Origin of the sequence: Pseudomonas sp. 5P_5.1_Bac1 (assembly GCF_025466015.1) — a bacterium.
Lineage (GTDB): Bacteria > Pseudomonadota > Gammaproteobacteria > Pseudomonadales > Pseudomonadaceae > Aquipseudomonas.
Map to the genome: position 1 here is coordinate 49,585 of NZ_JANLNX010000096.1, position 14,910 is coordinate 64,494.

At 66.9% G+C, this 14,910-nt stretch carries 7 protein-coding genes; all 7 read right to left on the bottom strand.

Annotated features, from left to right (window positions below):
* Positions 1-9: 9 nt before the first annotated feature.
* From NTD82_RS20840 to NTD82_RS20870, 7 genes are read right to left on the bottom strand one after another with little or no spacing between them, the layout of a single operon-like run.
* The gene (locus NTD82_RS20840) at positions 10-1,842 is read right to left on the bottom strand and encodes a hypothetical protein (protein WP_262130040.1); all 1,833 of its coding nucleotides are present in this window, start codon (positions 1,840-1,842) and stop codon (positions 10-12) included.
* 14 nt (positions 1,843-1,856) lie between these two features.
* Positions 1,857-5,534, bottom strand: a complete 3,678-nt coding sequence (locus NTD82_RS20845; RefSeq protein WP_262130042.1) for a hypothetical protein — start codon at positions 5,532-5,534, stop codon at positions 1,857-1,859.
* On the bottom strand, positions 5,531-6,388 hold the full coding sequence (locus NTD82_RS20850) for a hypothetical protein (protein ID WP_262130044.1): 858 nt from the start codon (positions 6,386-6,388) through the stop codon (positions 5,531-5,533). The genes NTD82_RS20845 and NTD82_RS20850 overlap by 4 nt, the downstream gene beginning before the upstream one ends.
* The gene (locus NTD82_RS20855) at positions 6,385-7,902 is read right to left on the bottom strand and encodes a hypothetical protein (RefSeq protein WP_095158775.1); all 1,518 of its coding nucleotides are present in this window, start codon (positions 7,900-7,902) and stop codon (positions 6,385-6,387) included. The genes NTD82_RS20850 and NTD82_RS20855 overlap by 4 nt, the downstream gene beginning before the upstream one ends.
* Positions 7,899-12,449 carry a DUF6603 domain-containing protein gene (locus tag NTD82_RS20860; protein WP_262130045.1) on the bottom strand — a complete coding sequence of 1,517 codons (4,551 nt, stop codon included), beginning with the start codon at positions 12,447-12,449 and terminating at the stop codon, positions 7,899-7,901. Before NTD82_RS20860 ends, NTD82_RS20855 begins: the two co-directional genes overlap by 4 nt.
* A 32-nt stretch (positions 12,450-12,481) precedes the next feature.
* Complete coding sequence (locus NTD82_RS20865) at positions 12,482-14,638, bottom strand: ComEC/Rec2 family competence protein (RefSeq protein WP_262130046.1); 2,157 nt, start codon at positions 14,636-14,638, stop codon at positions 12,482-12,484.
* A 1-nt stretch (position 14,639) separates the two neighbouring features.
* Positions 14,640-14,903, bottom strand: coding sequence for an acyl carrier protein (locus NTD82_RS20870; RefSeq protein WP_262130047.1), 264 nt, complete (start codon positions 14,901-14,903; stop codon positions 14,640-14,642).
* Positions 14,904-14,910: the final 7 nt, after the last annotated feature.

Sequence of the window (14,910 nt, forward strand, 5' to 3'; positions counted from 1 at the left end):
TACAGGCACCTAAACCGCCACCGTCTGCGCACTGAACACCGGCGAGTTCTGCCCCCCTGCGTTCTGCACCAGCATCGCTAACGGCTGCAAACCATGGCTGTCGGCCTTGCCGCTGCGCTGGCTGAGGGTCAGGGCGCCGTAGGTGCAGGCGAGGGTGGCGGTGGTGGTTTTGTCGTTGAAGGTCAGGTAGACGTTCAGGCCATCGGTGGACCAGGAAAACCCCTGGCTGGCAATGATCCGGCTCGACAGCGAGTCGCTGCGGTTCAACTCCCAGGTGCCGATATTGCGGACGCGGTTGAAGCTCAGCACGTTGTTGATCTTCGGTCCGCCGCTGCCGCCGCTGACCTGGCTGGTGGAGACGAAGGTCTGCACGTAGCCCGGCACGCTGTAGACCTGCTGCGAGGCGGACGCCTGCAGGTTCTGGTGGCCCGTGACCAGCAAGTTGACGGTGCCGGCGCTGTCGAGGGTGATGCCCAGCGGCGACACCCCGACCGTGTTGTTGACCGCTTGCGATACGGCGTCGGTCACCGTCCATTTGCACTTCACCGGCACATTCGGGTTGGCGCCCTCGAACGCGGCGACCTGGGGATCCACGGTAAAGCCGCTGATCACCGGCGCATTGGCGATCACGGTGATGGTCTGTTGCTGGCTGGCGACCTTGGCACCCTTGCTGTCATAGCCATCCAGCGTGTAGGTCACGGTGTCGTCCGGCTGCGGATCCGGTGAGTAGGCGCTGGCGCTGGCGGGCACGGCGACTGAATAAGGCGTGCCGTTTTTCGCCCAGCTCAGGGTCTGGCGGGTGAGGGCGAAGGTTTCCCAGACCAGTTGCACCGGCGTGCCTTGCTTGATGACGCTCGGCGACAGGCTGATCAGCCGCAAGATGCCCGGCTGCGGTTTGACCTTGACCAGCGCCAGGGTCTTGTAGCCGTCCTGGTAGCCGGGGATGTTGCTCCATTGCAGGTACGCCAGGGTGGTGCCGACGTCCAGTTGGGTAATGATGTTGCCCAGGATGAATTCGAAGCTGGCGGCGTCGCCGGTGCCGAGGATCTGCTTGTTCTTCAACTGGTCCGGGGTCAGGGTCCAGCTCGGCGTGCCCTGGGTGTTGGCGCTGATCGACCAGAGGTTGCCGTAGTCCTGGACCGTCCCGCGGGTGAAGGCGATGGCCTTTTCCGCCGAGGTCAGGGCGCCGGCGCCGCCTTTGCTGGCGTAGGCGAAAGACAGGGTGAAGCTTGGGGTCTTGCTGCCCCAGCTCACGTCTGCGGGGACGATCGGCGTGTTCGGTGACGGGTTGCTCAGGCGGAATACCAGGGAGCTGGCCATCGGCGCGTTGATATTTTCGGTGATGTAGACGCTGTTGCCGCCCGTCACCGCGAAGTCGATGTTCAGCGGCAGCAGCTTGCCCGGGTCGTTCTGCGCCAACACTGGCAACTGCACCGCGTCGCCGTCGGCGAGGTAGGCGTCGATGCCCAGTTGGCGCGCGCCGGGCAGCCCGCTGACGCTGAGCCCCGCGAGGCTCACCGCAATGCTTGCGCCGGCCTTGAAGGTCATGCCGGCTTCAAGCGCCAGGCACCACACCGGCCCTTGCGCGGTGTTCTGGAACTGCACGCGCCAACTGGCGCAGGTCACTTGCACCGAGGCCGGGTCGGCGACCAGGTTGGCGAGAAACAGATAGAGCAGGGCGGTGTTGCCGTTGGCGTCGTCTTCGGGGACCGGCAGGCTGCCGGCCAGCGCCATGTCGGCGCCGCTGGTGTTGCTCACGGTGAGCGTCAGCGTCTGGGTCTGACCGAGGTAGACGACCGGTTTGCCATCCGAGTTGGCGATGCTGAAAGCGAGTCCTGACATGGGTTGTTGCTCCCTTAACCGTTAGTGCGCACCAGCCGCAGCCAGCCTTCTTCGATGCGTTGAGGCGACACCAGGGTGGCGGTCGGAACCGCCGCGCCGGGCACGTCGCTGGTCCAGCCGGTACCGGTGCTCTGGCGCGTGACCCACTGCCATGAGTAGCCGTTTTCTTCCGGCGTCGGTACCGGCATCACCACCCCCGCGCCGACCATCGGCGTGGTCAGGAAGGTCACGGCGATGCGGTCCAGCGCCGGTTGCCATTGCGCCCGCGGAATCGAAATGGTTTTCACCGGGAGGATGCCGGAGGTGGCGTTGACCGAGCCGTGCGGGTCGATCAGCAAGGTCAGCGTCAGGCCATTGCCAGGACTGGAGGCGGCCACCGGCGTGACCGCGGTCTTGTCGATGTCCACCGGCACCACGCCGTTGCCGCCGAGCGCGGCGGGCGAATAGAAGGTGGTCCACTGACTCTCGCTGCCGTCTTCGATGAAGTAACCGACCATGCCGTCGTCATACAGGCCGAAGTCGCCCAGGCGCACCGGGAAGTTGATGTTGCCGATACCGGCGCTCGGCCGTGGCTGACCCGGTTTCAGGGCGACACTGGCGGCGAAGGCATCCCAACTGCCGTCGGCGGCCGGCTGGCCTTGCAGCTCCAGGCGTAGCGAGGCGCGGACCACCGCCAGCGGACGGCCGATCAGCACGCTCAGGCTCGGGTCGGCAGTGGGCGCCGACGGGCCGCTGGCACCACTGGCGTTATCGAGCGTGGCGAGCAGCGCGTTGAGGAACGACACGCCTTTCGGCTGGTCGTAGAGTGCCCGGACGAAGTTGGCCAGGTACGGGTTGATCGAGGCCATCACCTGAGTGAACGGCAAGGTCCAGTTGTCGCTGCCCGGCGCACCTTGCCAGCGCGGGCCGAGGGTGTTGAGCGAGCCGATCGGTGCACCGTTGGCGTCATAGATCGCCAGCGCGTCGTCGAGATGGTTGAACAGCACCCACCCGGAGATCGGCGCGTGGCCCTGGTCGCCGCATTCGGCCTGGCCGTCGAGGGCGCTCAGCCAGCGGAATTGCAGGCGTGCCGGCTGGGTAAGACGGGGCGGCAGAACGATCTTGCCGTTGTCGGCAACGCCGCCGTTGGCCAAGCGCTGCTTGAGTCGCTCGGCGATGATCGGCGTCGGCGCAGGCAGGTCCACCGCCTGGCCGTAGGCATCCACCAGGCGCAGTTTGCTGATGCGCAGCTCACCGGTGCGCAGCGGGTTGAAGCCGTTGTTGGGTGCTGGCGAGGCGACGTTGGCCTCGGCGACCTGCGGTGCCACTTGCTTGTTGGTGAAGTTGCGCACGATCAGCGAGGTGCTGAGGGCGTCCATCACCGGCAGTTGCAGGCTCTGGCTGCACATCAGCAAGCCCTGGTTGAAGCCGTTGAGGCTTTGCGCCATGGCTTGCAGGTCGAGTTGCCCGAGGATGCTTTCCAGCACCGGCGCATTGGGGTCGTCCGGGTAGTTGGCGAGCCAGGTCTTGAGCTGCGATTGCAGGTTGATCTCGGTGCGTCCGGCCAGGGTCACGGTACCGGAGTAACTCTGTAGCGCCGATGACGGTTGCAGGCCGGGATTGGCGTTGAAGTCCAGTCCGTCCGGGTCGAGGGTGAAGGACCCGGTGACCGCATCGGCGCTGTAGTCGCCGCCGCCGTCCGAGAGGCCGACATGCTGGTACGGCGAGAACTGCACTTCCCAGTTGAGGAAGGTCGGCAGCCACGGTTGCTGCCAGGTCTTCAGGCCCACCGGAGACGGCGCCGTGCCTTGCAGGATGACGTTAGCGTCGTCGGCGTTGCTGGCGCCGCGCAAGGCGTGCTGGGCGTCGCTGATCTGCCCTTCCAGTGCACGAGCGGTCAGCGCGTTGGCCGGTTGCTGGCCGCTTGCGCTGACCAGTTGCCGCGCCAGGGCCGGCGCATGCAGCGGGTCGAGGGTCAGGGTCTCGGCCAGCAGCGCGTCCAGTTCAGGCGGGTAGCTGGCGCCGCTCGGCGCTGCTGCCAGGCTGACCTGCGGGGTCACCGTGGCGCCACGCAGTTTCACGCTGTTGACCAACTGGCTGCCGACCCGGCACGCCAGCAGGCCTTCGGGGTGGAAACGGCCGTCGCCACCGTGACGGGCCGAGGCTTGGGTGGTCGGTCGGCCGGCCAGCAGGATCACCGGGTCCGCCGGCTGCCAGTAGCGTGGCGCCGACGACGGCTTGACCTCCCACCCCGTGCCGAGGCTGGTGCGCAGGGCGGCCAGCGCCGTGTTGATCTGTGTTTGCGTGGTGTCGATGCTGCCGGGGCTGGTCGGCGCGCCGCTGAGGGTCTTGATCGCGGCCAGGTCGTAGTTGCCGATAAAGGCGCGGGCCTGGTCGGCGCTGAGGTTGGTTGGATTGGCCAGGTTGAACTGCAACAGCATGAACTTCGCCCAGTCGACGAACAGTTGCTGGCGCAGCGCGTCGAGGTCGCCGTTCTGTCCGTCGAGGCTGCGTTGCAGGCGGTTGATCTGTTCCAGTTGCGCTGCGGCGGCGTCCGGCAACTGGCCGTTGTTACCCGCCGGGTTGGCGCCGGGTACGGTGATCTGGCGGGCCACCCATACGGTGCCGCCCGGCAGCGCCGAGAAGCCCGACTGATGCACGGCGTCATCGGCGGCGGCAGCACCGCCGACCTTGCCCAGTTCGGCGAGCATGCCTTGCTGGAACACGTTGAGCAGGGTTTCCAGGTCGGCCACACCGGGGTTGCGCGCCTGCAGCAGGGCCGCCACGGCCTCGGCGGTGTTGTCGGCAATGACCACGTCGATGCCGCTGGCGCTCGGCGGGGTCAGCCAGGCGCGCTCCGGGTCCCAGCTCAGGCCGCCGAGCTGGCCGCTGCACACGGTGCGGTCCGGTACATCAGCGGTGTTGCTCACGCTCCAGTTCAGGCGCTGGGCGATAAAGGCCTGACGGTCTTCGACGCTGGTCGCTTCCTTCGGGTACACCAGCGTGCCCAGCGGATCGTCGCTGCTGTCGGCGTACCAACCGACCACCGAGTACGACAGCGGGGTTTCCGCGGTGAAGCCCTGGGCCTGGGCATCGTCCAGCGGATCCCAGAACGAGAACACGTTGGGGCAGTGCGGATACGCCGCCGCATAGGACGGCGTGCCGTAGCCGACCGTGGTGTTGCTGCTGGCGTAGGTCGCGGCCTTGCGCCCGGCCCAGTCCGCCTGGCGATAGACCCGCCCCTGGTACATGAACGGCTTGCCCGGGCTGCTCGGGTCCGGGGTGATCGGCACTGCTCGCGAGGCGATGTTTTGCGGCAGGCTGGCGTCGCGCTGGGTTTGCAACTGATCGCTCTCGATCACCCAGGCATTCTGCTGGGTGCTGCCGTCGGCACCCGCGATACGGGTCACCATCCACAGGTTGGGCGCCTGAAGAAACTCGACCTTGCCCGAGCCGTCGGTGCCGCCACGGTTGATGCTGTCGGGCAAGGCCCAGTGCAGGTGAATGCCGGGCTGCATGGCCTCGGTGCCATTGACCGAGTCGAACGGTCGGGGCAGCAGAGGCTCGGCCAGGTAAGGGCCGGCGTCGCCGGACCAGGGCATCAGCGAGAAGTCGCTGGCCACCGCGGCGAAGGTGTTTACCGTCGCTGCATCGGGCACGCCGATGACCAGCGCGGTCACGTCGATGGGAACGATCAGGCCGCTGCCGCTCATGCCGATGCCTCCTGGGTGGTATTTTTGAAGCGGACCGTCTGGACGCCCTCGACCAGTTCGAGGGCGAACTCCGCAGGCGTGAAGGGGCGTTGTTGCTGGGTGCCAGGCACCAGGTTGGCTTTGTTGGCGACCAGTGCGGTTTCCAGTGCCTTGGCTAGGTCGGCGACTTTCAGTACGCGCTTGCCACCACCGGCGCTGCGGTAGGTCACCGCCACGCTGGCCTTGTCCACCTGATCGCCGGGCCGGGTGTTGGCCGGCGCGCCGGACGGCACGGTGACGTAGCGCAGCGACTTGCTGGTCTGGCCGATATCGACGCCGAAGTGCATCGCCTCGGACGGTTCGCCGATGTCCACATAGCTGATCTGGCCGGTGGTCATGTACAGCAGCACCGTCGGCGAGAGCACGTCCTGGCGCAGCACGCCGGTCAGGCGCTTGCCGTTGGCGTCATAGGCGCGGACTTCGATGCCGGGCCAGCCGGCGACCACGTTCGAGCGCAGGACAAAGCCGCTCACCGTGCCGGCAGGTGCGACAGCTGCGTACAGCCGCGCCACCAGCCGCGCGTCGAGGGCGGCGTCGCGGGTGCTGGAGCGGCCGATGCTGGTGGCGCCTTCGAACAGCGCGTTGATCCAGTTGGGGTCGAGCACGAAGAAGCGGATCGATTCGGCCGGCAGCATGGCTTCATCCGGCACCAGATAGCCGAACGGCACGCCCTTGAGCACCGCGAGTTTGCTCAGCCACTCGGTAATCGCGCCGGGCACCGGGGCGCTGTCGGGCGGGGCGGCCAGCAGGTTGGCGCGGCGGGTCACCGATTGCACCGAGAACAGCTGGCTGTTGCGTTGGGCGAGCAGGGTCATTGGTCTTGCTCCGCGGAAGGGCTGGAAGAACGGGCGCACTGCGCGCTGAGGGATTCGGCGATCAGGCCGATGGCCAGACCGCGCAGTCCGCTGCGGCCGACAGGCGCTGCTGCCGCGCCGCTGCGCAGTGCCGAATCGGGCTGCACCGAGGCGTGCAGGCGCAGGGTCAGGGCCAGGGTTTCGCTGTGCTGGGCCTCGGCCCGGGCTTCATTGCGTTTCCACCCATAGAGCGTGCTGGCGTAGAGGTTGTTTTGCAGACCGAGGCCGCGGCCGATCTGCCAGGCGGCGGCGTAGGTGACGTCCATCAGGCCGGTGGCCGGATCAAAGCTCACCGCCTGGTCGGCGACCACCAGCGGTGTGGCCGCCGGCGGCGGCACGATCACCGGCACTGAGGCGAACGGCAGCAGCGGGCCGCGCAGCCACGACACGGTGTCGTCGCCGAGACGGGTGTGGTGGTTCAGCGCCGTGTAGCCCATGGCGAAGGCGTTGGCCACGGTCTGTTGCACGGGGCTGGTGCTGCTGGCCGGGGCCGGACGCCGCAGCGGCGCGCAGTCCACCGCTTCGAGGTAGCCGCTGAAGGTTTCCTGCGGGTCCAGCGAGGTGAACTTCCAGTTGGCCAGCGACACCAGGCGCAGGGTCTGCGCGGTGCCGCCGCTGGCCAGGGTCAGCGGCGCAGCGGTTTCGCCATCGCCGGTCGGCAGGAAGCGCGCCAGGCCTTCCAGCGATACCAGATGGACCACGCACTGGCGGTTTGGCGCCGGCAGGCGGTTGCCCACCACCACCGAGAACGAACCTTCCTGCTCGGCCTCATCTTCGGCCTGCTTGCTGGTCAGCGATACGCTGCGGGCATGGGCCAGCCAGTCCAGTTCGTCGAGGGTCGGCGCAATGGCGGCGAACAGATCCGCCGGCACATCGATGACCTGGCACAGGTCCCACCAGTTTTCCCCGGTGGACAGGGTGAAGGCCGGCGCCTTGCCGTCGGCGCCGCTGAGCAGCGCGTAGCCGTCGGGGTAGCTGGCGGTGGTGGCCGGCAGGGTGCTGGTGGCCGGCGTGCCCTTGCTCGCGGCGTCTTCGGCGCTGCGGTAAAACGGCTGGCGTTGCAGGTCGCCGGCCTGCACCGATTGCAGGGTCGGCGCCTCGTCGGTTTCGAACAGCAGCAGGGCCAGCCACGAGGCGTTGTCGGCTTCAAGCTCGGGCGAACGCTCCCACGGCAGGGTCCGCCGGGCGAAGATCACATGGGGCAGCACATTCTGGTACTCGCCCTGGTTGTCCGCAGGCGGAAACCGCGACACCAGCTCATCGGGGTTGAGGCTGAAACGCTCGCCACGCACGGCGAAGCGCCGGCTGTTGACGAAGGCTTCATCGAACGCCGCCTTGGCACTGGCCTTGGGGTCGGTGTTTTGCAGGTGCTGGGTGACGGTGATGCTGTAGTCGCCGGCCATCAGGGGCGGCAGCCAATGCGCGACGAACTGGACGGTGCCGTCGCTCAGGGGCGTGGTCGTGGCGCTGGTCATGGGCGGGCTGCTCCGGAACTGGACGAGGAAGGTTGGGCGCCGAGCACCGACAGCACCGGTGCGTGGAGCAAGGTGTTGGCGGCGTTGGCGGCCAGCGCGCTGACATCGACGCTGGTCGCGGTGGTCAGGCCATCGACGGCCAGTTGCGCGAGAATCGCCGAGCGCGCGGCGCTGACGGTCGGGTCGACCAGGGCCTTGGTGAACACCGGCAGGGTGTCGGTTTGCGGGTAGCCGGTGGCGGCGGGCACGCTGGGCACGGGCCAGACCACGCTGCGCTGGTCTTCGATTTCTTCGCGCAGCACACCGAGGTCGATGGGCAGCGGCGTCACGTCGGGGTTGTCGGTCTTGGCGGCGATGCGCAGGCCGGTCATGGCGTTGGGCACGCTGCGCGCCGCGGTGTCGTTGAGGTTGGCCAGGCTCGGGTCCAGCGCGGCGGTGGTCGACCAGGTCGCCGAGGGCAGGTTTTCCAGCACCGCGCTGACGTCCACGCGGATGTCTTCGGCGCTCATTTCGCCGCCGAGCTTGCTGATCACCACGGTGTGGCTGGAGGCGAAGTTGGCATTGTTCACGCCGACCGGGCCAACGCCGAAATCGGTGTTGCTCGCGGCGATGCTCTGCGCCGCGCCGGAGCCGGTGTAGCTGGCCTGCTTGCTCGGCACTGCGGACCAGGTGGTCAGCTCGAAGCGCTCGGGGTCGAGCACCCAGTCCATGCCGCCGACGCCCTTGAGGTCTTGCAACATGCCGTTGGCCACGCGCACCAGGCACACCGCATCGGTCTGCTTGACCGGCGTGCTGTCGTTCAGGCTCTGCGGCAGGTCGGCCAGCAGCAGGCGGTGCGGCGCGCTTTTCGGCGGGGCAGTGCCGCCACCGGGCAGGAACGAACTCTTGAAATCGCTCCAGTCGATCGGCTTGACCTGGCTGTTGGCGCTGTCGCCGAAACTGATGGTGATGCTGATGACAAACAGGTCGGCGGTGGCGGTGCCGGCGAAATCCGGGCCCCACAGGTGAACCTGCACGCCGACGTTGACGCTGACGGTGAACGAGGTGATGCCCAGGTTGACCTTGTACGACGCGCCAAGGCTGATGCCAATGCTGGCGTCATAGTGAAACGGTTTCCAGCCCAGCAGGAAGTCCACCCAGGCCTTGAACCAGGCGCGCAGGTCGCCGCTCTGCCAGACCGCTTCGAGGCTGCCGCCGGCCATCACCGCCGACGGCACCAGGGCGAAGTACAGGCCGCCCTTGACGGTCAGTTCCGAGGTCACGTTCCAGTTGAAGCCCAGGCGCGGTACGTCGGGGTACCAGCTCGGTTTGCTGTACGCCGGGTGGTAGCCGCCCAGCGACACCACGAAGTCGCCGGCCTTGTAGCCGTTCGGGTCGTCCGGGTTGTCCTTGGTCCAGGCCGCTACGACAAAGCCGCCGGTCAGGTGGCAATCCTTGGACAGGATGTACGAGTTGGCGGTCAGTTGCGCGCCGAGGAACAGCGTGCCGCGATTGAAGTTGTAGTCGGCCTTGAGCACCAGTTCGGCATAGCCGATGGGCGAGGGAGTGGCCGGTGGCACCGACACCGTCGCCAGGCCCAGCAGGGCGATTTCGAATTCGTTGCCGAGCTTGCCGGTGGCCAGCAGGAAACCCTTGATCATCTGGAACGAGGCGACCCGCACGCCCAGCGCCAGGAAGTACTCGCCGTAGGACGGCGGCACGTAGTTGTGCATGACTTTCAGGGCTTGCGACGGGTCCTTGCCGGCGAACGGCGAGTCGCCGTTGACCGCGGCGATCAGCGGCATCTGGTTGAGTGTGTCGAGGCCCGGAATGATCAGGTCGCGGTTGAAGCCGAAGCCTGCGGCCAGTGCGTCCACCTGCAGGAACGGCGGGCCGCCGATCGGCGCGGAAAGCACCGCGTAGGCGAACAGCGACGGCGAGCCGTCGAGCGAGGCATAGGACGCCAGCGCCGACAACTGGAATTGCGGGAGCTTGAGCAGCAACTGGCCGTCGTACTCGATCAGTTCCTGGCCTTGGTCGTCTTGGGTCACCACCTTGAGCAGGCCACCGGCGATGGTCACCGAGGCATTGCTGTAGCCGATGAATACGCCATCGAGGCTGGCGCCGTCGGGGATCGGCGGCAGCACCGGGCGGAAGGCGATCGATGCGCCCATCAGCTCGATATTGATCCCGCCCATGGCGAAGCCGCCGTCGAGCATCAGCCACACGCGCTGGTCGCGGTAGGCCACGCCGACTCGGCTGAGGGAAATCGGGCCGAAGCTCTTCTGCACGTTGACCCACTTGCCCTGGGCCTTGGAGGTGCCGGCCGGGGTCGGCGCGTTGGCAGCGGTGTCCGCGTCCGCCAGCAGCGCCTGCTTGGGTTTGTCCGGTTGGGCGAATGCCAGTTGCAGCGGCTTGGCCGCCTTGCCGCCGAGCATCAGGTTGGCCGACAGCACCACCCGGCCCGTGGCGCTGAGGGCGGGCACCACCGGCAGGCCCTCGGGGATCACCGCATTGACCGCGGTGATCTCGTCGGCGCTGAACACGCCGGAGGCGATCACCAGGCTCATGCCGTTCAGGCCGATATTCTCGATGGCCGCCAGGTGACTGCCGACCACCGGCAACTGCGAAATATCGGCTTCGACCTGAATGTCGACCACGGCTGCGTACAGGCGCCCGGTGGTGGCCGCCGGCACGCAGACCAGGCTCACCGCCACGCTGTCGGTGCTGGCGGTGAGCACCAGTTGCGACTTGTTGAAATCGTAGGTGAAAGAAGCCTGTTTGAGGACCGGCAGCAGCTCCGCCGGCACCCCGGACAGGTCGATGGCGAAGGTCTGCGCCACATCGATCAGGGCCAGGCTCTTGCCTGCCGTGGGCACCAGTTCGGCGCGCAGCAGCTTGACCTTGCTGTCCTGGGTGAAGGTGACCTTGAAGGTCGCGGCGCCGATCACCACTTCGCCGGTGAAGTTGCCTTGCCAGGCGGCTTGCGGTTTCGACAACTGCAGATCGATGCTGAAATCCAGTTGCGCACCGGCAATGGTGAATTTGCCGGCACAGGCAAAGGTGAAGGTCGAGGTAGCGGTGTCGAGGCTCGCCGCGAGGTTCTTCAGGTCGAAATCGTTCAGCGCGGCCGGGCAGGTCACGTTGAATTTTGCCGCGACATCACTGATCACTTCGCCGATGTGAATGACCTGACCGTAAGCGGTACTGCCCGCGATCTGCCAGCCCTTGTCGTAGCCGGCCTGCACGGCGATATCGATCCCGCCCAGGGTCAGCTCGGCGCTCATCTTGCCGGTATTGGCACCGCCGCTCCTGGCAATTTCCAGGTTGACGCTGTTCAAGGCCAGCGGCCCGGCGCTGAACACGTCCTGCATGGCCAGCGAGAAACTGTAGCTGCCCTCGGTGGGCACGGTGTTGAAAGCCAGTGCGGTGATGGTGGTGGCGGGGAAGCCGCTGGCATCGCCGAGGTACTCGATGACCACATCGCGGACCTTCACCGGGGTTTTCGGCGACAGGCCGCCACCGAGTTGCAGCGGTGGCAGGCCGACCGACAGCAGCAGGTCGGCGGGCACCTTGTTGAAGGTGAACGGCAGGGTGGCGTTGACGCTGGCTGACAGCAGTTTTCGTTGTTGCCAGTCGAAGGCGATCTGCACGCTGTCCAGCACCAGGTTGGCCAGCGGCAGTTTCGCCACCGCGTCGTTCACCGCAGTGGCCGCGGCATCGCCGGCGATCAGGCCGGCGAGGGCGGCCAGCGCCGGTTGCTGGTCGCCTTTGGCACTGACGTCGATGGTGACGAGGCTGCTGCCGTTGAGGCTGACGCTGATCGTCCACGGCTGGCCGCCGATCAGCAGGGCGCCACCGACACTGGCGCTCAGGCGGGTGACGGCCTGATCCATTTCGGTCTTGGTCGCGCTGGCGACCGTCACCCAGACGCCGGTCAGGCTCGGCCCGCCCTGCACCAGCGACCAGTCGCCGCTGACCCCGGTGGTGACTGCGCACGCGGTGTCGTTGTCGCCGCCGTAGTTGGCCTGCACCTCGATCTGGCTGAACGGCATGTCGGTGAACAGCGGCAGATCGACCGGCAGCCAGCCGCCGAAGCGGTTGGCGAAGGCGAAGTTGCCCACTGTCAGCAGCGGCAGGTGGCTGTCCGGCGGGTTCAGTTGCAGGACCAGGGCGGCGTCATCGCTGAGGCTGCCGCTGAAGGCAATCACGGTCTTGCCGAGGGTCGCGCTGGCGGCGCTGCTCAGGCTGGCGCTGATCGCCTGGCCTTGGGCGCTTTGGGCGAAGGTCAGGGTCAACTGGCTGAGGCTGGCGTTGGCGCCCAGGCCATTGAGCGTCCATTCACCGCTGGGCGTGCCGCTGACGGTGAAGCTCGCTGGCCAGCTTGCGCCGGGGTCGCTGACGCTGGCGCTGGCGAGGGTCACATTGCAGGCACCGAACAGGTTGTCCAGCGCGCTGATGCCGGTGGTCCCGGCCGCCAGCGCGAGGCTGCCGGAGGCGTCGATCTTCTGTTTGAGCTGGCCCTGCAACTGGCTCAGGTCCTGCGTAACGGCATTCATGGCAGTCATTGCGTGTTGCCTCCAGGAAAGAGCGGTCCGCCTCAGGAAAGGTTGTCCTGTACGACCTGATGTGCGGTTGCCTTGTAGTAGCTGACGGTGAACAGCGGGTCGTCGCCGGTCAGGGCTTCGCGCAGGGCGGCGACGGCCTGCGAAGAATCGACCCCGGCCTCTTGGAGGGCGAAGTGCAAAGCCTGCTCCGTCGATTGAAGGCCGCCGTTACCGCTTACCGCCCCGGCGATGGCGCCGGTGACCGCACCGGCCGCGGTCTTGCCGCAGGCGCGGGTGATCGCGACCGCGACCAGTGCCGGGCTCGGGTTGGTGCCCGCGCGGGCGGCCAGTTTGTAGCAGTCGGCGAGGTTGCTGAGGGTGTCGCTCACGGCTACGCAGACGTTGTCCGCGCTGTTGATCGCCGTCTCGGCCAATGACATGGCCTGTTGCACGCTGCTGGCACTGTGCACCTGTTGCGCAGCCGTGGTGGCTTGACCCGCGAGGACCGCTACCCGGCCCGCGCCGTTGGCAAGGATGTCGCGGGCCTGTTTGGCCTGGTCGAGGCCCGATTGCACGGCACCGGTGTATGCGGGAAACGGCACCAGGTTGTTGATCACCTGGTAGGCCGCGGCAAGGCCGTCGATGCAGCCTGGCAGGGCCGTGAGCCCGGCGAGGGTGCCGGGAAGGGCAGCACTGGCGGTGGCGGAAAACTGCTCTGCGGTGTCGACGCACTGGTAGATGTCGGTCAGCGTGCCGGCGCGGCCGAGGATTCTTTTCTGCAGTTCGACACCGTCCAGCCAGTCGTTCAGGTCGGGGGGCATTGCTGTCATCTGCTGCAGGTATTCGCTCTTGACGCCGCCCGCCCTCTTGCTGCGCAGCACCCACAAGGCCGACGCGGTGTTGCTGGCCTCCGGGGTGTTGACCAGTGTCTGCACTACATCCACCAACGTGCCCTTGACCGCAGCTTCGGCAGCCGTCTGCGCCTGCACCAGGGTCAGGCTGATGCCCGTGGCCTTGGCGGCGATGTCGGCGACCGCGAGGACCGCGCGATAGGCGCGGCCGGGAAAGTTGCGGTTGCCAAAGGCCTGGGCCTCGCTGACATCCACGCGGACGTGGCCAGGATGGTTCCCGGTGGAAGGATCACCCGCCACGATACCGAGGGAGACGAACACGTTATCGGTGTTGTCGGCGCTGTCGAAACCGGTGAAGTAGGTTCGCCTAGGCCGACCGGGCGAAGCGGGTGGCACCGGCAGGGTGTAGGCGACGCCGCGCGGGTAGCCATTGAGCACGTTGACCGTTTCTTGCGCCGGGTGACCGTGCTGGTTACCCGTGCTGTTGGACACCATGACCGCCAGCGGACGCATGCGCTGCACGAATTGCGCCGAGGTGGCGGTATTGGCGCCATGGTGACTGGCCTTGACCACCAGCACGCGTCCGGCGGCGTTGTCATTGGGGTTGGCGAGGGCGGCGATCACGCTTTCCTGCGGATCTTCGATATCACCGCCGATGTAATAAGTGAACTCGCCGAAACGCAGGAGGAAGGCCAGGCTACAGGCGTTTTCCGCCTCGCTGACCCCTTGTGCGGCCAGGACCGGTGTGCCGTTGGGGCGCTGAACCCATTGATTGCAAGCGACGCAGGTCAAGGTCGGCGCGTTGGCGCCGGTGGCCTGGAGGATTTCCGCCTGGGGGCCGCTGATCAGCCACTTCGCCGGCTGGTTGATGGCCTGGGCCACTTGAACTGGCGTGTCACCTGCGGGAATCGCTGCAGAGCCTTTCTTATTGACCATGGACAAGAGAATGCCGGGCGCTTGATCGGCGGCCCTGACGGCACGGGTGACGCGATTGCGCCCAGTCCTGCTGTTGATCGCATTGAGGTAGCTCAGGTACAGGTTGCTCGGTCCGAGGGCCGGCCAGCCACGGTCATAGACCCGCGCGGTATCGTAGGTGGTGACGTTTTTCTTGAGCAGTGTCACCAGCCCGCCAAGGTGGTCGGCGTCATAGTGAGTGGCGACGAGCGCATTGACGCTGGCCAGCCCGGCCGTTGTGGTGATGTAGGTGTGGACATGGTCAGCAACGCCCGCGAGGCCGCCGTCGATCAGCACCGAACGCACTTGCTCGCCCACGGGATTGTTCGGGTTGCGGGCGACGATCAAGGTGGCGTCGCCGGCCTTGCGCACGTCGATATGATGGATCTCCAGGGACCAGGCCATGTCAGGCACTCACCCTGCTGTACACCGCGCCGGTGAGGGTATCGATCAGCGCATCGATGCTCGACAGTTGGTTCAGTTGCTCCACCGGCACCTTGACCTGCAGCTCGCGCATGGCGTCGGAGACGATGGTGATGATGTCCAGACTGCTGGCGCCCAGGTGATCGAAGCGCAACTGGGTGTCGATCGGCCCGAGGTCGAGAAAGGCCAGCGCGGCTTCGGTGTGTTTGATCACTACCTCGCGAACCTTGGCGTGGATGTCGTGCATTGCATCG

Coding starts and splice junctions, on each gene's coding strand:
- NTD82_RS20840 (WP_262130040.1), bottom strand. CDS start 1,842: ATGTCAGGACTCGCTTTCAGCATCGCCAACTCGGATGGCAAACCGGTC.
- NTD82_RS20845 (WP_262130042.1), bottom strand. CDS start 5,534: ATGAGCGGCAGCGGCCTGATCGTTCCCATCGACGTGACCGCGCTGGTC.
- NTD82_RS20850 (WP_262130044.1), bottom strand. CDS start 6,388: ATGACCCTGCTCGCCCAACGCAACAGCCAGCTGTTCTCGGTGCAATCG.
- NTD82_RS20855 (WP_095158775.1), bottom strand. CDS start 7,902: ATGACCAGCGCCACGACCACGCCCCTGAGCGACGGCACCGTCCAGTTC.
- NTD82_RS20860 (WP_262130045.1), bottom strand. CDS start 12,449: ATGACTGCCATGAATGCCGTTACGCAGGACCTGAGCCAGTTGCAGGGC.
- NTD82_RS20865 (WP_262130046.1), bottom strand. CDS start 14,638: ATGGCCTGGTCCCTGGAGATCCATCATATCGACGTGCGCAAGGCCGGC.
- NTD82_RS20870 (WP_262130047.1), bottom strand. CDS start 14,903: ATGCACGACATCCACGCCAAGGTTCGCGAGGTAGTGATCAAACACACC.